The organism is Rhodococcus sp. no. 34 (genome assembly GCF_054589475.1).
On record NZ_BAAILK010000024.1, the window covers coordinates 94,715 to 111,753 of the forward strand.

Here is a 17,039-nt window from a genome sequence, read left to right on the forward strand (position 1 = left end):
ACGGTGGCCGGGAATCGCGTCGGATGGGATGGTCCTCCGGGATCTGCACCATCACGATCGGTGTCCCGTCCGGGTCGGCGATCCACATCTCGTGTAGACCCCACGGTTCCTGTCTTGCCTCGCGCGCGATCTTGACCCCGGCGAGAACCAGTTCGGTCTGAACGGCAGTGAGGTCCCGGACCTGCAGCCAGATCGCGCCGCGAAAGCCGCCCTCGCCGGTGCCGCCGTGCGCAGCGACTTCGATCAGACCTTGGCCGGCGAAGAAGACTGTGCCGCCGGGATATTCACGAGCGATCGCCAGACCGAGGGTGTCTCGGTAGAAGCTCAGCGTTCGTTCGTACTCGCTCGGGCGCAATATCGTCCGACTGCTCAGAATCTCCACGTCCGACCTCCCTCTCGCACCTACTGTGTCAGAAATACCAGGGATATGGTGACCAGTCGGGATCACGCTTTTCGAGGAACGAGTCACGACCCTCGACGGCCTCGTCGGTCATGTACGCCAAACGTGTTGCCTCACCGGCGAACAGCTGCTGGCCGACCAACCCGTCGTCCTGCAGGTTGAACGCGTACTTGAGCATCCGCTGTGCCTGCGGCGACTTGCCGTTGATCTTGCCGGCCCAGTCGATCGCGACGTTCTCGAGTTCAGCGTGGTCGACAACCTTGTTGACCGCGCCCATCTGATGCATTTCCTCGGCGGTGTACGTCTCACCCAGGAAGAAGATCTCGCGAGCGAACTTCTGGCCCACCATCTTTGCCAGATAGGCGCTGCCGTAGCCGCCGTCGAAGCTTCCGACGTCGGCGTCGGTCTGCTTGAACCGTGCGTGCTCGCGGCTGGCGAGCGTCAGGTCGCACACCACGTGCAGGCTGTGGCCGCCGCCCGCAGCCCAGCCGTTGACCAGGCAGATCACGACCTTCGGCATGAAGCGGATCAAGCGCTGGACCTCGAGGATGTGCAGGCGCCCGGCGCGTGCTTTGTCGACGGTGTCCGCCGTTTCACCTTCGGCGTACTGGTAGCCGCTGCGACCACGGATGCGCTGGTCTCCGCCGGAGCAGAACGCCCAACCGCCGTCCTTCTCGCTCGGTCCGTTGCCGGTCAGGAGCACCGCTCCCACGTCGGAGGTCATCCGGGCGTGATCGAGCGCGCGGTACAACTCGTCGACGGTGTGCGGGCGGAACGCATTACGCACTTCCGGTCGGTCGAAGGCGACGCGAACGGTGCCTTGGCTGACATGCCGGTGGTAGGTGATGTCGGTGAGGTTCTCGAATCCGGGGACAGGGCGCCAGAGCTGCGGGTTGAAGGTCACCTGAGCCACGATAGAGGCACGGCTCGCGCGTCTAACGGATACCTGAGGTAGAACACGTTCCCGGGCGCGCTAACGTGCAGGTCATGAGCGAACAAACCGCAGACGGCACGGAGATCGTCACAGACGGTGAGAAGCGGGGCGGATTTCCACGGTTCCGGCACACTCCCGCAGGTCCGGACTTCGGCCGCTTCGTCGAAGCGATGCGCAGGTTGCAGGACCTTGCCGTCTCGACCAATGTTCCCGACGACGTACTCGCAGACATCGCTACGCAAGCCGAAGAGCTTGCCGATCGGTTGACTCCGTACGAGGTCCCGGAAGGCAAGTCGCCCGCGGGCTCGAACATCCAACTGCCCGGACGCGGCAGCCTCCTCATGCTCCCGTGGATGGTCGAGAAGTTCGACACCGAAGGAGTCCGCAGTACCGGCGTCTTCCGCCGCTACCACCTGGGCGGCAACGGCGCCGCTCACGGCGGTGTCCTGCCCTTGCTGTTCGACGACGTCTTCGGGATGACGGTCCACGCGGGTGGCCGTCCGATCTCCCGCACCGGCTACCTCCACATCAATTACCGCGCGATCACTCCGCTCAATCAACAACTGGTGATCGAGGGGCAGGTGGATCGGGTCGAGGGTCGCAAGACTTTTGTCAGCGCGCGCCTGACCGATCTCGACGGCAAGCTCCTCGCCGACGGTGAGGCGCTCATGATCGAACTGCTTCCGGGACAGCCCTGACATGTTCCCCTCGTTCGACGATCTGATCGCGGACGCCGTGGTGCTCGCACTACCGATGCGAGTTCGCTTTCGCGGCATCACGACTCGTGAGGCCCTGCTCGTTCGCGGCCCGGCCGGGTGGGGAGAATTCGCCCCGTTCGTGGAGTACGACGACGACGAGGCGTCGCAGTGGCTGCTCGCCGGGATCGAGGCGGCGTGGCTGGGTCCGCCGCCTGCGCTTCGTGACGCAGTTCCCGTCAACGCGACCGTGCCGGCGATCGACGCGTCTGCCGTTCCGGAATTGCTGGAGCGGTTCCCCGGAGCCCGGACAGCCAAGGTCAAGGTCGCCGAGAAGGGACAGTCGCTGGCGCAGGACGTCGCCCGGGTGAACGAGGTGCGTCGGCACATCCCGAACGTGCGCGTCGACGCCAACGGCGGGTGGAGCGTGGACGAGGCGATCACGGCCTTGCGAGCGATCACCGATGACGGTGAACTCGAATACGCCGAGCAGCCTTGTGCAAGCGTCGAGGAACTGGTCAGGGTCCGCGCCGCGGGGACCGGTGTGCGGATCGCTGCCGACGAGAGCATTCGCCGTGCCGAGGACCCGCTGCGCGTCGTACGAGCGGGGGGAGCGGACGTCGCCGTCGTGAAGGTGCCGCCGCTGGGCGGAATGCGTGCTGTGGTGGCGCTGTCGGCGCAGCTGGCGGACTACGGGGTGCCGGTGGTGGTCTCGAGTGCGCTGGACACGGCTGTGGGGATGTCAGCGGGGCTGGCTGCCGCGGCAGCGTTGCCTTCGCTTCCGTTTGCCTGCGGTCTCGGTACAGGCGGCCTGTTCATCCGGGATGTCGCGGTCACCGGAGCAGCCGTCGACGGGGCTTTATCCGTTGGTGCCGTCGAGCCTGATCCGGTTCTGCTCGAGACGCTGGCCGCGCCCGCAGACCGGCGCGACTGGTGGTTGGAGAGGGCCAGGCGCTGCCATCGGATACTCGGCAGTAGAGACCAGCCGAATTTCGTATAGTCTCGGGCGCGACCTGATGAACATCAGTGAAGAATGAAGGGATCGAAAGTGGTTGCAGCTCTGAACGAAACCCTGCTCGAGGAATCACGGGTTCCCGCGGTCGTCGCGGACGTGCAGACCTTGATCGACGCAGAGGTTTCGGATAAGTCGGGGGCCTCAGGGCTGGCTCTCAAGGGTGGCTACGGCGCGGTCAAGAAGGTGAGCCCGTCCATCGTGCCGGACGCCGTCACCGCGCTTCTGCCGGCTTTCGTGGCAAAGCTCGAGCCGTACTGGCAGGAATTCTCGGCTTCCGGCGAAGGCAGCTTCGCCGATTTCATCAGCGCCCGCGGTGACGCGGTTGCCGATTCCCTCCTCGAGGTGACGGACGAGCGTATCGAGGGCAGCGACAAGGCCGTCGTCAAGTCGATGTACTCGAAGCTGCGCGGTTCGGCGAAGAAGCATGTGACTGCAGCTCTGCCGCGTCTGGGCGATGTGATCCAGAAGCACGCTGCATAAGCGAACGTAAAACGACGAGTGGCCCGGGAGTTTCTCCCGGGCCACTCGTCGTGTTCGGTGCGTTTGTCAGTGAGCCGAATGTCCGTGGCGCCAGAAGCCGGTGAAGGTGATGTCGGTTTTGGCGAACTTCCGGTCGTTCACGAGGTGCCGACGCAGCCCGGTGGTGAGTGCCTGTTCGCCGGCGACAAAGGTGTACGACGGCCCCTCGGGCAGTTCGGCGGCGCGGACGGTCTCGAGGGTCAGAACACCCGGCGTCGCGTGTTCGTCCTCGCGAACGAGCCAATGCACGTTGACGTTCGCCAACTCCGGAATGTCTTGCTTGTCTTCGATGTTCGGAATCTCGACGAAGACCTCGGCACGCAGGTCTGCGGGCGCGGATTCCAGAATGCCGATGATCGCGGGAAGTGCACTCTCGTCGCCGACGAGCAGTTGCCACTTGGCCTCGGGTGTGGGGTTGTAGATGCAGCCTTCGTCCAAGAGGGCGACCTCGTCGCCGGCCGACGCGGTGTCCGCCCACGCGGATGCCGGGCCGATGTCGCCGTGGTAAGCGAAGTCGATGTCGATCTCCGTGGTCTCGCCGAAGAGACCGGATCCGGCGGCACGGTAGGCGCGAATCGTGTAGTTGCGCACGACGGGTCGCGTGTCCTTGGACATCAACAGGTACTGCGCATACCAGAGATTGCTGGCCGCGCTCGGCAACCGGAGTTCACTCTGGCCGACCTGCGGGATGAACATGCGGAACCACTGATCGGCACCCATCTGAGCGATGGTGGACAGCTCTTCGCCGGCAATGGTCACCCGGATGAAGCTGGGGCTGATTCGTTTGTTCGCCACGACCTGCGCCGACACGATGCTGCGTGAGGCCGGTTTCACGAACTTGGCGCGCTTGGCCATGACTGGTTGCTCCCTGATTAACTGTTACTCGTACCTAATCAGGTAACCCTAACCTGATTTACGGTCGCTGTGGAGTGGTGGGTCTGTCCTTTTCGACGACTTCGGGAGGAAGACCCCACTGCGCTCGGCCAAGTCGGCTCATCGGTGCGATTGCCGCGAAGTCCGGTAGGCCGTCGTCGGCGACAGCCTCGGGACGTACCGCGACCGCGACCACATTTCCCATCACGACAAATGAATTACCGACCTCGATCACCTGGTGGAGCGTGCATTCGATGGCGATCGGGGAGTCGGCGACCCGGACGGGGCGAACCCGCTCGCTCGGCTCGCTACGGATGTTCAACTCGAGAAACTCGTCGGCCTCGGCGTCGTAGAAGGCGGAACTCTGGTTCACCACGTCGGCAAGCCTGGCAGTCGCCAGGTTGATCACGAATTCGCCGGTCGCTTCGATGTTGCGCAGACTGTCCTTGCGTCCGACCGACGTGAACTGCACGATCGGCGGCGCCGAACTTGCCACGGTGAAAAAGCTGTACGGAGCCAGATTGCCGACGCCGTCCGCCGACAGGGTGGACACCCAGGCAATCGGCCGGGGGACCACCGAAGCGGTGAGTAACTGATAGAACCGACGGGGTTCGAGATCGGCTGGATCGAAGAGTGTGCGCACCCACACATAATGCCGCTGTCCCCGCCCCTGGGCATGCTTGCGCCCGAACATCTGACACTCTTGAAGGCGTGAATCCGTCCACTGCACAAGCCACAGCCGTCGTCGACGAACTGGTTCGTGGTGGCGTGCGTGAAGTCGTGCTGTGTCCAGGCTCTCGCAACGCGCCCCTCGCATTTGCCCTCCAGGCCGCCGATCTCGACGGCCGGTTGCGTCTGCACATGCGGATCGACGAGCGGACAGCAGGCTTTCTGGCACTCGGACTGGCAATCGCCGGGAAACGACCGGTCCCCATCGTGATGACTTCCGGGACCGCCGTCGCGAATCTCGGACCCGCTGTCCTCGAGGCCAACTACGCGCGAGTGCCGCTGGTGGTCCTGAGCGCCAACCGGCCGTACGAGATGCTCGGCACCGGCGCCAACCAGACCGTCGAGCAACTCGGGCTCTTCGGCAGTCAAGTCCGGGCCACCATCAGCCTGGGCCTGGCGGAGGACGATTCGACGCAGAACAGCCAGTGGCGCTCGGCGGTATGCCGGGTCCTCGCCGCTGCCCGCGGAACCCGATCCGGAAATGCGGGTCCGGTGCATTTCGACATACCACTTCGTGAGCCGCTGGTGCCGGACGTGCACGTGCAGGGACCGGTCCCGGAGGGCCGTCCCGGCGGTGCGGCCTGGACCACCACCCAGAACGCGACGCTCGATGTTCCGGTCGATCTGGACCTCACCGCAGATACGGTGGTCATTTCCGGACACGGCAGCGCACTTCGGCCTGAGCTGGCCGGCCTGCCGACCGTGGCCGAGCCGACGGCTCCGATGCACGGGATCGCACTGCATCCACTCGCGCTCTCGCAACTCAAGCCCAAGCAGGCGATCATCACCGGCCGCCCGACGTTGCATCGTCAGGTCTCGAAGGTGCTGGCCGACCCGGGCGTCGACGTCTACGCGCTGACTACCGGGCCGCGCTGGCCGGACGTATCCGGCAACGTACTCGCCACCGGAACCAGAGCAGTGGTCACCGGGACTCCCGATCCCGCCTGGATCGCTCGATGCGCCGCGCTGACCGAACACGCCGAAACTGCCGTCCGCAAGCAACTCGACGCCCACCCCAAGGCCACCGGCCTGCACGTGGCAGCTGCTGTGATGGATGCTCTCGCGGACGGCGACCAGCTTCTGCTCGGCGCATCCAACCCTGTTCGCGACGCGGCACTCGTGAGCTATCCCAAGCCCGCCGTGCGGGTGCTGTCGAATCGCGGCGTCGCAGGTATCGACGGCACCGTCTCGGCGGCGGTGGGCGCCGCGTTGGCGTACGAGGGCGGCCGGACCGTCGCTCTCATGGGCGACCTCACCTTCCTGCACGACGCGTCCGGGCTGCTGATCGGGACCGGTGAGCCGAGGCCGAGCGACCTCACCATCGTCGTCGCCAACGACGACGGCGGCGGTATCTTCGAGCTCCTCGAACAAGGCGACCCGCAGTACGCCGGAGTCTTCGAGCGAGTCTTCGGAACTCCGCACGGCATGGACCTGGCCGCGCTCTGTGCGGCCTACCGCGTGCCGCACGCAGCGGTCAACGTCGACGCCCTGGCAACGACGCTGGCGCAACCGGCCAACGGCATTCGTGTGCTCGAGGTCGCGACGGATCGCAGTGGGCTGCGCGAACTCCACGCTTCCGTGCGGGCACAGCTGTGACGCAAACGGTTCTGCGTCGCCTCCGCATCGGTGTGCTGGTGGTTGCGGTCGGCATTTCCGTGCTCGCGGTGATTCTGGTTCTCGGTGCCTGGCGCAACGATCGGACCATCGAATCGAACATGGGGACCGCAACCGCCGAGGTGCTCTCGGCGGGCTCGCTACGTTCGGCGATCAGCTTCGTGACACCGGACGGCGCGAATCACAACCCTGAACTCGGCGTTCTCTACCCCACCAATCTGACTGTGGGACAGCGCATCGAGGTGGAGTACTACAAGACCGAGCCCGATTTGGTTCGGGTAGCAGGACGTAACGCGACGGTGGCGCTGATCCCGGCAGGATCGGTGATCGTCGTGACGTGGCTCCTGGCCGGACCGTCGATCTGGTACCTGCGCAAGCGGGAAGCGGGAGCTCCGGGTTCGGCGCCGGTCGCCTCGAGTTAGTTCGCGCTTCGCCCGAACTTCACACGAACATGACGTGGACTTTTCCTGGCCCTGTCACCGTTCTCGGTGTGAGAGTAGCCATCGTTGCGGAGTCATTCCTGCCGAACATGAACGGCGTCACCAACTCGGTACTACGCGTGCTCGAACACCTCGATCGCACTGGCCACGACGCCATGGTCATTGCGCCGGACACCGTCGGATCCGACACCTCTGCCGCCACCGAACACGAAGGCGTTCAGGTGGTTCGGGTGCCAGCCGTCATGGTGCCCAAAGTCAGTTCACTCCCCGTCGGCCTGCCACAACCACGTCTGACGACGGCCGTGCGGACCTTCGCGCCCGACGTCGTACATCTGGCGTCACCGTTCCTGCTCGGTGCCGGGGGAGTTGCCGTCGCCAAACGCCTCGGAATCCCCACCGTCGCGGTTTACCAAACCGATGTCGCCGGATTTGCCGAAAGCTACGGGCTCGGCGTCACCAGCCGCGCCGCGTGGGCGTGGACCCGTCGAATCCACAAGAGCTGCAACAGGACCCTCGCGCCCTCCACGTCGGCAGTCGACGCCCTCGAAGAGCACGGCATTCCGCGTGTCCACCGGTGGGCCCGCGGCGTCGACGCACAGCGATTCGCGCCTTCGCGTCGTAGCTCGGTGTTGCGGCAGTCCTGGATCGGCGACAGCGACCGCTTGGTGGTCGGCTTCGTCGGCCGCCTCGCGCCCGAAAAGCACGTCGAACGATTGGCGGCCCTGGCCGGCGATCCCAGTGTGCAGATCGTCGTCGTCGGAGACGGCCCGGACCGCGAGAACCTACGACGACTGATGCCGGACGCGATCTTCACCGGACAACTGGGCGGTACCGCGCTGGCCGACGCCTATGCGAGCCTGGACGTATTCGTTCACCCCGGCGAGCACGAGACCTTCTGCCAGGCGGTTCAGGAAGCCCTCGCGAGCGGTGTGCCCGTCGTCGGACCGGACGCCGGTGGCCCGCGTGACCTGATCTCGCATTGCCGCAACGGCTACCTCCTGCCGACGGACAGGTTCACCGAACTCCTGCCAAGCGCCGTGGACGCACTTCGTCAGCGTGATCTGCGGGTGCAGTTCGGCTCCGCGGCGAGGCGCTCGGTGCTGCACCGGACCTGGCTGGCAATCTGCGAAGAGTTGCTCCGTCACTACGAGGACGTGCAGGGCCTCGGGCGGCGAACGGGTGCCAGAGCAGCCTGAACGCCCTCGCTGCCCGAGGGTTGGTAGCGTTTCGGGTGTGGCCACTACACACGGAACCCGAGCAACTCTCGAGAAGCAACCGCACGAAGTAGCGTCGATGTTCGACGACGTCGCGGAGCGATACGACCTCACCAACACCGTGCTGTCCTTCGGCCAGGACAAGGGTTGGCGCAAGGCCACCCGCGAAGCCCTCGACCTCAAGCCGGGCGAGAAGGTGCTCGACCTCGCCGCCGGAACCGGAGTCTCGACCGTCGAACTGGGGCGCTCCGGTGCCTGGTGCGTCGCCACCGACTTCTCCAAGGGAATGCTCAAGGCCGGAATCTCGCGCAAAGTTCCGATGGTCGCAGGTGACGCGATGTACCTGCCCTATGCCGACAACGTGTTCGACGCCGCGACGATTTCCTTCGGCCTGCGCAACGTCTCCGACTTCGAAGCCGGACTGCGTGAGATCGCCCGCGTTACCAAGCCGGGCGGCCGCCTCGTCGTCAGTGAGTTCTCGACGCCCGTCTTCGGGCCCTTCCGCACGGTCTACATGGAGTACCTCATGAAGGCGCTCCCGCAGGTCGCACGCACCGTCAGCAGCAACCCCGACGCCTACGTCTACCTCGCCGAATCGATCCGTGCCTGGCCGACCCAGGAAGAGCTGGCACGGAAGATCGAGGCTGCCGGGTGGAAGAACGTCAAGTGGCGCAACCTCACCGGCGGCATCGTGGCGCTGCATTACGCCACTGCCTGAACTGCTGTGCGCCTTTATCAACCCCCGGCGGTTAATAAAGGCGCACAGCACTTGCTCAACCGAACAGCGGTCGGGAGTCGATCTTTCTCGACGCGGCCCCCGACGCGCGCCAGGCCTTTGCCGTCAGATCGGCGTCGGCGTCGGTGACGAGGTTCCCCATCACCCGAACGGCGACCGTCATCAGTGCCCGTGAGCGCATCGCGATCGGACCCGACGCGGGCAGGAATTGCGGAACCGTCAGCAGGCCTGCGAGCCGGCGCGCGACCGAGAACGCCTGCCCGTAATGCTCCCGAAGCACGGTTGGCCACAGCTCCGTGAGGTCGTCGGCGCCGAGCTGTTCGACCACGAGACGTCCGCCTTCGAGGCCGTAGTCGATACCCTCACCGTTGAGCGGGTTCACGCACGCTGCGGCGTCGCCGATCACGGCCCAGTTGCGTCCGGCGATGTTGGAAACTGCTCCACCCATGGGTAGCAAAGCCGAAGCGACGGAATGTAGTTCGCTGCTCCACTGCCACTCGCTTCGGCGCTGATCGGTGTAGAGGTCCAGCAAGGGTCGCAGGGCACCTGGTGCCGGGCGCTTGGACGTCGCCAGTGTCCCGACGCCGATGTTCACCTCGCCGGTACCGAGCGGGAAGATCCAGCCGTACCCCGCCTGCAACGTGCCCTCCGCGTCCCGCAGTTCCAGATGCGAGGTGATCCACGGGTCGGCGCTGCGCGGCGTCGCGACATACGCGCGTGCCGCGACGCCGTACGCGGTGTCCCGGTGCCACTGCCGTCCCAGCTTCTTGCCGAGCGTCGAGCGAACGCCGTCGGCGATGATCAGCGTCCGACAACGAAGGGTGCTTCGTCCCGAGGGGCCGGCGAGTACGACGGCGGCTACTCGATCACCGTCGAGTTCGACGTCGACAGCCTTGGTGCCCTCGACCATGACCGCGCCCGATTCGACGGCGCACCGGCGAATGGCGTCGTCGAGTTCGGTGCGGGGGATGGCGCTGCCGATCGGCGGGAACGACGTCCCTGGCCACTCGAGTTCGAGTTCTTGTCCGAAGCCGGACAACCGTAGTCCCTTGTTCGTCGTGTGTGACCGAACCCACTCGCCGAGGCCGAGGAGATCCAGTTCGGCTACGGCGCGCGGAGTGAGTCCATCACCACAAGTCTTGTCTCGCGGGAACACGGCAGCGTCCACCAGCACGACGTCTCGGCCGCTGCGGGCGGCCCATGCCGCGGCCGAAGAACCCGCGGGACCTGCGCCGATGACCACAATGTCGGTTTCGGTCGGAAGCGTATCGACGACGGGGGACTGCTCTTCTACGGACACACTCACATCTTCCCAGGCTCGCGATCGCCACCGTGGCGAGGCCGTCCCGAGTGCGAACCGCTAGGTTCACTACCGTGGGAACCGAGCCGTCACTGACGACAGGAATGGGTACTGACATCGTGAGCACCGAAAAGACTGCTGCCGACGCAACCGCATCGAGCACCGTCGTTGCAGGCATCGACCTGGGCGACGAACAGCTCGCCGCAGTAGTGCGTGGTGGACTCTCCGATGTCGAGGAGTTGTTGGTCAGCGAGCTGTCCGACGGAGAAGACTTCCTCACCGAGGCCGCGCTGCATCTCGCGCGAGCTGGTGGAAAGCGCTTCCGTCCGTTGTTCACGATCCTGACCGCGCAACTCGGACCGGTGCCGAACGATCCGTCGATCATCACCGCAGCGACTGTCACCGAACTCGTTCATCTGGCGACGCTCTATCACGACGACGTCATGGACGAGGCGTCCATGCGGCGCGGAGCACCCAGCGCCAACGCCCGCTGGGGAAACAGTGTGGCGATCCTGGCCGGCGACTATCTGTTCGCGCACGCATCACGACTGGTGTCGACGCTCGGACCCGAGGCCGTTCGGATCATCGCCGAAACATTCGCCGAACTGGTCACCGGCCAGATGCGCGAGACGATCGGTGTCAAGAAGGAGCAGGATCCGGTCGAGCACTACCTCAAGGTCGTGTGGGAGAAGACCGGTTCGCTGATCGCTGCTTCGGGACGCTTCGGCGGCACCTTCTCCGGCGCCGACGCAGCTCACATCGAGCGCCTCGAGCGCCTGGGTGACGCCGTCGGCACCGCGTTCCAGATCTCCGACGACATCATCGACATCTCGTCCGTCTCGGCGCAGTCCGGCAAGACTCCAGGCACCGACCTGCGCGAGGGTGTCCACACCCTGCCCGTCCTGTACGCGTTCCGCGAAGAAGGGGCCGACGCAGATCGCCTGCGGGAGCTGCTCGCGGGCCCGGTTACCGAAGATGCCCTGGTAGAAGAAGCTCTCGAACTGCTCGAGCGTTCGCCGGGCATGGTCAAGGCGAAGGCAAAGCTGGGCGAGTATGCCGTCGCGGCGAAAGCTCAGTTGGCTGAGCTCCCGCAGGGACCGGCCAACGAAGCGCTCGTGCGTCTCGTCGATTACACGATCGAACGAGTCGGCTGACACCTCGGCGAATCGGGGCTACCGGGTGGAAACCCCGACAGTCACTGGGTGGGAACCCTGATGACCCTGTCCTTCGTTGACTGAACAGAACCGGTGCATACACCGGGGAGTTCGGGTGAGCCTTCGGCTCCAGCGAGGCAAGAGGTGAGCGGTTTGCACGGCTACGCGAACGGTGCGAAGACATTCGGCTTGTTGGTGGGGATGTCGGCGCTGATCGTCTTCATCGGCTCGCTGTTCAACAGCCCGTTCCTTCTGTGGGGATCCGTTCTGTTTGCCGTCGGCATGAATGCCTACGTGTACTTCAACAGCGACAAGCTGGCGCTTCGATCGATGCGCGCCCAGCCCATCACCGAGGTCGAGGCACCGGCGATCTATCGGATCGTGCGCGAACTCGCCACTACGGCGCACCAACCGATGCCCAGGCTGTACATCAGCCCCACGAACGCCCCGAACGCGTTTGCCACCGGTCGTAGCCCTCGGCACGCCGCGGTGTGCGTGACCAGCGGCATCATGCAGATCCTGAACGAACGCGAACTGCGTGCCGTGCTCGGGCACGAACTCTCCCACGTCTACAACCGGGACATTTTGATCTCGTCCGTGGCCGGCGCGATGGCCAGCGTCATCTCTGGCCTGGCCAACTTCGCGATGTACGCGAGCATCTTCGGCGGCCGAGGGAACGGGCAGGGAAGCAATCCGATCGCGCTGCTGCTCGTCTCCCTACTGGGACCGATCGCGGCAACCGTGGTCAAGCTGGCCGTCTCGCGCTCTCGCGAGTACCAGGCGGATCAATCAGGAGCCGAGCTCACCGGTGACCCGCTGGCGTTGGCGTCGGCGCTGCGCAAGCTCGAGTCTGGCGTCGCAGCCGCGCCGTTGCCGCCTGAGCCCAAGCTCGCGGCGCAGTCCCACCTGATGATCGCCAACCCCTTCAGAGCGGGGGACAAGGTCAGCAAGCTGTTCTCGACGCATCCGCCCATGGCGGACCGGATCGAGCGTTTGGAGAAGATGGCGGGGATGTAGGGGCCTTCGGCCCCTGTGAGCCTTTCTGGTCGTCGGAACTACCAAAAAGGCGCACAGGGGCGCAGCCCCTACTACCGGTAGTTCACGAACTGCAGGGCGATCCCGAAGTCCTCACCCTTGAGCAGGGAGATGACGCCCTGGAGGTCGTCGCGCTTCTTGCTGCTCACACGAAGTTCCTCACCCTGGATCTGCGCCTTGACGCCCTTGGGGCCCTCGTCGCGAATCTTCTTGGTGATCTTCTTCGCGTTCTCGCTGCTGATGCCCTGGACCAAGGTTCCGGACAGCTTGTAGATCTTTCCGGACTGCGCCGGCTCGCCGGCATCGAATGCCTTCAGCGAGATGTCACGACGGATCAACTTCTCCTTGAACACGTCGAGGGCGGCCAGCAGTCGCTCCTCGGTGTCGGCGTTCAACGTGATCGTCTCTTCACCAGACCACTCGATCGACGCTCCCGTGTTTCGGAAGTCGAAACGCGTGGTCAACTCCTTGGCAGCCTGATGCAGGGCGTTGTCCACCTCTTGACGGTCAACCTTGCTCACCACGTCGAAGGACGAATCAGCCACTTCACACTCCCGCTTTCCGGTAGTTCACGAACATCGAGTTCCGCCCACCTTCCATACCGGTGGACACCTCGACGTTATCGGGTCGGCACTGCCCGTTACCACCCGGTTTGCAAAATGGGGGTGTGTTCGTTGTATTCTTCTCACCGCACCGAGGAAGCCGTTTTCGGCCGCCGCACGTCGCGATATACTTGCGAATGCGCCGGATCGAAGCCTGGTGCAAGCACGGCAGATTGCCCGAGCGGCCAATGGGAGCGGACTGTAAATCCGTCGGCTTATGCCTACGTAGGTTCGAATCCTACATCTGCCACACCAAGTCAGCCCCGATTCTCTTTACGAGAGTCGGGGCTGACTTTTTTTGTGCTTGTTCCGAGGTCGGGTGCGCGTTGGTGACGCCGGCGTCGGCTGCGGCTCAGGGGCCTCGGGAGTGCTTCTGGGGATGGCTTCGGGGGAGTGCGGGGTCAAGTTGGTTCCCGCAAAGCCCTCGCCAGCGGCCCCGATCGGTGCAACAATGGGCTCCGGCACCATTTTTGCCCCGATGACCAGCGGATTTGGTGCTGGCGCTCGTTCGTGTGTAATCTTTCGGAGGCTTCAAGAGAGCGGCAACGCACTCCTGAGCCACGCCCCCTTAGCTCAGTCGGTAGAGCGTTTCCATGGTAAGGAAAAGGTCAACGGTTCGATTCCGTTAGGGGGCTCGCTGGATTGTGGTGCCGTGCTTTCCGCGCGACACTCGACACCGAGGCGGTGTAGCTCAGTTGGTAGAGCAAACGACTCATAATCGTTGCGTCGCCGGTTCAAGTCCGGTCACCGCTACACAATATGCATGATCCACCCTGATTGCTCGTAATCAGATACACCCGAAAGAAGGCATCCCGTGGCCTCCTCGACCGACGTTCGGCCCAAGATCACCTTGGCCTGCGAGGTATGCAAGCACCGCAACTACATCACCAAGAAGAATCGGCGCAACGACCCCGATCGCCTGGAGCTCAAGAAGTTCTGCCCCAACTGCGGAACCCACCAGTCGCATCGCGAGTCGAAGTAGTAAGTCCTTAACAGGACGACGATTTTCGCGGAAGACCCTCTCTGGGCCTGCGTCTTCGGGTCCTAGCAAGAAGAGAGTCTCACCGCGTGACAGATTTGCAAGAGAACCAGGCAGCGGCCGAGGTCCCTACGGACCCGGCCGCTCATGCCGTCCAGATGGTCGGTCACCACTATCGTGTCGAAGACTTCTACGAGGTCGGACGCGAGAAGGTGCGCGAGTTCGCTCGCGCCGTCCAGGACGCCCATCCCGCGCACTACGACGAGTCGGCAGCCAAGGGCCTCGGATATGACGGCCTGATCGCTCCCATCACGTTCGTCGCCATCGTGGGTGCCATTGCTCAGCGACGTCTGTTCGAAGAGATCGTCACAGGCTACGACCTGAGTCAGATTCTTCAGACCGATCAGCGTTTGGTGCTGCACAAGCCCATGCAGGTAGGTGACCGACTCTTCTGCGACGTCTTCCTGGATTCGTTCAGGCAGGCCGCAGGTAGCGACATCATCGTGACCAAGAACATCATCACCGATCAGAACGACGAAGCAGTCGTCACCACGTGGACGACGCTTGTTGCTCGAACGGGTGGGGAAGTGGACGAGAACATCGCCCACGCAGTCAAGGACGTGATGATGCATGTCGCTTCGTAAATTTTCCGACGTGAGTGTCGGCGAACTTCTCCCCGAGAAGTCCGTCACCCTGACGCGTGGAAACCTCGCCAACTACGCGGGTGTTTCGGGAGATCCCAATCCGATTCACTTCAGTGACGAGGTCGCACGACTTGCCGGCTTGCCGGACGTCGTCGCGCACGGCATGCTCTCCATGGGCATCGGTGCCGGCTACGTCACCGAATGGCTGGGAGATCCGGGCGCAGTGACCGAGTACAACGTACGGTTCACGAGCCCGGTGATCGTGGCAGCCGACAAGGCTGCCGAGATCGAGTTCACCGCCAAGGTGAAGTCGATCGACGAAGAAAGCAAGACCGCAGTACTGGCAATTGTGGCCAAGTCCGAAGGTAAGAAGATCTTCGGTCGTGCCACTGCCACGGTCCGTCTAGCCTGATCGCAGGGCGGATTGTGTTTGTTCCGGGGCTTTGAAGTACACTGAGATTTCTGGGATTCCTCAGCGCTGCGCGCTGCCCTGAATGTTGCAAGACATTCACCTCGGGTAGCGCGTATGTTGTGTGATCGCAGAACGGTTGATTCAGGCAGGGTCTACCTGTCGAGGTCAACCAAAGGGGCGTAGCTCAACTGGCAGAGCAGCGGTCTCCAAAACCGCAGGTTGCAGGTTCAAGTCCTGTCGCCCCTGCCCCCGGATGCCAGCGACTGAGAGGAACGACGTGAGCGAGGAGCGCGCCAAGCGCGACGCCGACACTTCGGATGCGGAGACTTCACCGTCTGCCGATTCGACCGGTGTCGACGACACTGCAGCTGACGCGACTACGCGTTCCGATCTTTCGTTGGACAAGGACGGTGCCGAGAAGGCTCCCTCCGCATCCAGTGGGGTTTCCAACAAGCCGACCGGCAAGCGCGCTGCACGCGGCGCCTCGGTCAGCGCGTCCACCGTGAAGACTCCGGCCCGGACGGCATCCCGGACATCTTCGGCCAAGCCGACTGCAACGAACCCCGGCAAGAAGCCCAAGGCGAAGAAGGACAACATCTTCAAGCGCCTGCGCAAATTCTTCCGCGAGGTCATCGCAGAACTCCGTAAGGTCATCTGGCCGAACCGCAAGCAGATGATCACCTACACCAGCGTCGTGCTGACGTTCGTGGTCTTCATGGTCGCTTTCATCAGCGGCGTCGATATCGCTGTGATCAAGGGTGTCACCTGGCTGTTCGGCTGATCGCCGTAGCAGTCGGGCGTCTTTGCCTGCGAGCGCGACAAGACCCGACCCGGGTCCGAGTAACGAGAGGAAGCGAGTGCCCCAGTGAGCACCCCCGAGAACGACACGAATGAGGCTTTGGCCGAAGAGCGTGTTTCTGCCGAGGCGGCAGCCGAAGTAGACGTCGTGGTTGCCGAAGGCACCGATGCAGACGTTGCCGAAGGCACTGATGCAGACGCTGCAGCGACCGAGGACGTCATCTCCGACGATGCCGAGAACTCCGACGAGGCCGCTCCCGCCGCCGAGCTCGAGGTCGAGGATCCCGTTGCCGAACTCAAGGCTGCGCTGCGCCGCGCCCCGGGTGACTGGTACGTCATCCACTCGTACGCCGGTTACGAGAACAAGGTCAAGACCAACCTCGAGACTCGCGTTCAGAACCTCGATGTCGGCGACTACATCTTCCAGGTGGAAGTTCCCACCGAAGAGGTCACCGAGATCAAGAACGGCCAGCGCAAGCAGGTCAACCGCAAGGTTCTGCCCGGATACATCCTCGTTCGCATGGAGCTCAACGACGAGTCGTGGGGCGCCGTGCGCAACACGCCTGGTGTCACCGGTTTTGTCGGTGCCACGTCGCGTCCCTCGCCGCTGACCCTCAACGAGGTCGTCAAGTTCCTGCTCCCGCAGCAGGAGCAGAAGAAGCAGCAGGCTGCAGCGGCCGCCGTCGCAGCAGGCGAGGCACCGTCCGAGTCCTTCGGCAAGCCCCTCATCGAGGTCGACTTCGAGGTCGGCGAGTCGGTCACCGTCATGGACGGCCCGTTCGCAACCCTTCCGGCCAGCATCAGCGAGGTCAACGGCGAGCAGCAGAAGCTCAAGGTTCTCGTGTCGATCTTCGGTCGTGAAACCCCGGTTGAGCTCAACTTCAACCAGGTCGCGAAGATCTGACCACCCCAAAACTTGCAATTTGTTCGACGCAAGACACACACC

The 17,039-nt window shown here is 64.1% G+C and carries 20 protein-coding genes and 4 tRNA genes; 18 read left to right on the forward strand and 6 right to left on the reverse strand.

The genetic code is table 11. From position 1 onward, the window contains the following. Both ACYP01_RS08350 and ACYP01_RS08355 read right to left on the reverse strand, forming a co-directional pair. On the reverse strand, positions 1–382 hold a 382-nt coding region (locus tag ACYP01_RS08350; protein WP_459679393.1), incomplete at its 3' end, for a VOC family protein. 28 nt (positions 383–410) lie between these two features. After that, positions 411–1,304, reverse strand: a complete 894-nt coding sequence (locus ACYP01_RS08355; RefSeq protein WP_024487301.1) for a 1,4-dihydroxy-2-naphthoyl-CoA synthase — start codon at positions 1,302–1,304, stop codon at positions 411–413. 83 nt (positions 1,305–1,387) lie between these two features. Here ACYP01_RS08355 and ACYP01_RS08360 point away from each other — a divergent pair, with 83 nt between their 5' ends. The 3 genes from ACYP01_RS08360 to ACYP01_RS08370 are packed head-to-tail and all read left to right on the forward strand — an operon-like array spanning position 1,388 to position 3,524. Then, positions 1,388–2,032 carry a PaaI family thioesterase gene (locus tag ACYP01_RS08360; RefSeq protein ID WP_037129937.1) on the forward strand — a complete coding sequence of 215 codons (645 nt, stop codon included), beginning with the start codon at positions 1,388–1,390 and terminating at the stop codon, positions 2,030–2,032. Position 2,033: 1 nt separating this feature from the next. Further along, positions 2,034–3,029 carry an o-succinylbenzoate synthase gene (locus ACYP01_RS08365; RefSeq protein WP_459679396.1) on the forward strand — a complete coding sequence of 332 codons (996 nt, stop codon included), beginning with the start codon at positions 2,034–2,036 and terminating at the stop codon, positions 3,027–3,029. A 48-nt stretch (positions 3,030–3,077) separates the two neighbouring features. Further along, positions 3,078–3,524 (forward strand): DUF6918 family protein, encoded by a 447-nt coding sequence (locus ACYP01_RS08370; RefSeq protein WP_003941973.1) that lies wholly within the window; start codon positions 3,078–3,080, stop codon positions 3,522–3,524. 66 nt (positions 3,525–3,590) lie between these two features. On the opposite strand, the gene ACYP01_RS08375 is transcribed toward ACYP01_RS08370, so the two are convergent. Beyond that, positions 3,591–4,418, reverse strand: coding sequence for a siderophore-interacting protein (locus ACYP01_RS08375; protein WP_047268902.1), 828 nt, complete (start codon positions 4,416–4,418; stop codon positions 3,591–3,593). Positions 4,419–4,476: 58 nt separating this feature from the next. Continuing rightward, positions 4,477–5,079 carry a flavin reductase family protein gene (locus ACYP01_RS08380; RefSeq protein WP_037129934.1) on the reverse strand — a complete coding sequence of 201 codons (603 nt, stop codon included), beginning with the start codon at positions 5,077–5,079 and terminating at the stop codon, positions 4,477–4,479. Between the two features lie 68 nt (positions 5,080–5,147). Here ACYP01_RS08380 and menD point away from each other — a divergent pair, with 68 nt between their 5' ends. The 4 genes from menD to ACYP01_RS08400 all read left to right on the forward strand — a co-directional run bounded on the left by menD (position 5,148) and on the right by ACYP01_RS08400 (position 9,151). Continuing rightward, a complete protein-coding gene (gene menD, locus ACYP01_RS08385; protein ID WP_459679399.1) occupies positions 5,148–6,761 on the forward strand; it encodes a 2-succinyl-5-enolpyruvyl-6-hydroxy-3-cyclohexene-1-carboxylic-acid synthase in 1,614 nt (537 codons plus the stop codon). Continuing rightward, the gene (locus tag ACYP01_RS08390; protein WP_192712113.1) at positions 6,758–7,201 is read left to right on the forward strand and encodes a DUF3592 domain-containing protein; all 444 of its coding nucleotides are present in this window, start codon (positions 6,758–6,760) and stop codon (positions 7,199–7,201) included. Before menD ends, ACYP01_RS08390 begins: the two co-directional genes overlap by 4 nt. 68 nt (positions 7,202–7,269) lie before the next feature. Beyond that, positions 7,270–8,415 carry a glycosyltransferase family 4 protein gene (locus ACYP01_RS08395; RefSeq protein ID WP_459679402.1) on the forward strand — a complete coding sequence of 382 codons (1,146 nt, stop codon included), beginning with the start codon at positions 7,270–7,272 and terminating at the stop codon, positions 8,413–8,415. Between the two features lie 37 nt (positions 8,416–8,452). Continuing rightward, entirely contained in the window at positions 8,453–9,151 is a 699-nt protein-coding gene (locus ACYP01_RS08400; protein ID WP_003941879.1) for a demethylmenaquinone methyltransferase, read from the forward strand. Between the two features lie 55 nt (positions 9,152–9,206). Here ACYP01_RS08400 and ACYP01_RS08405 read toward each other — a convergent pair whose 3' ends face one another. After that, complete coding sequence (locus ACYP01_RS08405) at positions 9,207–10,469, reverse strand: geranylgeranyl reductase family protein (protein WP_459679405.1); 1,263 nt, start codon at positions 10,467–10,469, stop codon at positions 9,207–9,209. 104 nt (positions 10,470–10,573) lie between these two features. Between ACYP01_RS08405 and ACYP01_RS08410 the strand changes: the two genes are divergently transcribed. Both ACYP01_RS08410 and htpX read left to right on the forward strand, forming a co-directional pair. Further along, a complete protein-coding gene (locus tag ACYP01_RS08410) occupies positions 10,574–11,623 on the forward strand; it encodes a polyprenyl synthetase family protein (RefSeq protein WP_037129929.1) in 1,050 nt (349 codons plus the stop codon). A 153-nt stretch (positions 11,624–11,776) separates the two neighbouring features. After that, complete coding sequence (gene htpX, locus ACYP01_RS08415) at positions 11,777–12,640, forward strand: zinc metalloprotease HtpX (RefSeq protein ID WP_029254860.1); 864 nt, start codon at positions 11,777–11,779, stop codon at positions 12,638–12,640. Positions 12,641–12,711: 71 nt separating this feature from the next. On the opposite strand, the gene ACYP01_RS08420 is transcribed toward htpX, so the two are convergent. Then, complete coding sequence (locus ACYP01_RS08420; protein WP_003941854.1) at positions 12,712–13,203, reverse strand: YajQ family cyclic di-GMP-binding protein; 492 nt, start codon at positions 13,201–13,203, stop codon at positions 12,712–12,714. 224 nt (positions 13,204–13,427) lie between these two features. Between ACYP01_RS08420 and ACYP01_RS08425 the strand changes: the two genes are divergently transcribed. The 9 genes from ACYP01_RS08425 (at position 13,428) to nusG (ending at position 16,997) form a co-directional block, all read left to right on the forward strand. Further along, positions 13,428–13,510, forward strand: a tRNA-Tyr gene (locus tag ACYP01_RS08425). A gap of 312 nt (positions 13,511–13,822) precedes the next feature. Beyond that, a tRNA-Thr gene (locus ACYP01_RS08430) sits at positions 13,823–13,895 on the forward strand. A 45-nt stretch (positions 13,896–13,940) separates the two neighbouring features. Next, a tRNA-Met gene (locus tag ACYP01_RS08435) sits at positions 13,941–14,013 on the forward strand. A 61-nt stretch (positions 14,014–14,074) separates the two neighbouring features. Further along, positions 14,075–14,242 (forward strand): 50S ribosomal protein L33, encoded by a 168-nt coding sequence (rpmG, locus tag ACYP01_RS08440; RefSeq protein ID WP_003941903.1) that lies wholly within the window; start codon positions 14,075–14,077, stop codon positions 14,240–14,242. Between the two features lie 86 nt (positions 14,243–14,328). Next, the gene (hadA, locus tag ACYP01_RS08445; RefSeq protein WP_019744315.1) at positions 14,329–14,883 is read left to right on the forward strand and encodes a (3R)-hydroxyacyl-ACP dehydratase subunit HadA; all 555 of its coding nucleotides are present in this window, start codon (positions 14,329–14,331) and stop codon (positions 14,881–14,883) included. Next, positions 14,870–15,295 carry a (3R)-hydroxyacyl-ACP dehydratase subunit HadB gene (gene hadB / locus ACYP01_RS08450; RefSeq protein ID WP_003941909.1) on the forward strand — a complete coding sequence of 142 codons (426 nt, stop codon included), beginning with the start codon at positions 14,870–14,872 and terminating at the stop codon, positions 15,293–15,295. Before hadA ends, hadB begins: the two co-directional genes overlap by 14 nt. A gap of 173 nt (positions 15,296–15,468) precedes the next feature. Next, a tRNA-Trp gene (locus tag ACYP01_RS08455) sits at positions 15,469–15,541 on the forward strand. A gap of 31 nt (positions 15,542–15,572) precedes the next feature. Then, complete coding sequence (secE, locus tag ACYP01_RS08460; RefSeq protein ID WP_003942030.1) at positions 15,573–16,076, forward strand: preprotein translocase subunit SecE; 504 nt, start codon at positions 15,573–15,575, stop codon at positions 16,074–16,076. Positions 16,077–16,160: 84 nt separating this feature from the next. Further along, complete coding sequence (nusG, locus tag ACYP01_RS08465; RefSeq protein ID WP_003942049.1) at positions 16,161–16,997, forward strand: transcription termination/antitermination protein NusG; 837 nt, start codon at positions 16,161–16,163, stop codon at positions 16,995–16,997. Positions 16,998–17,039: the final 42 nt, after the last annotated feature.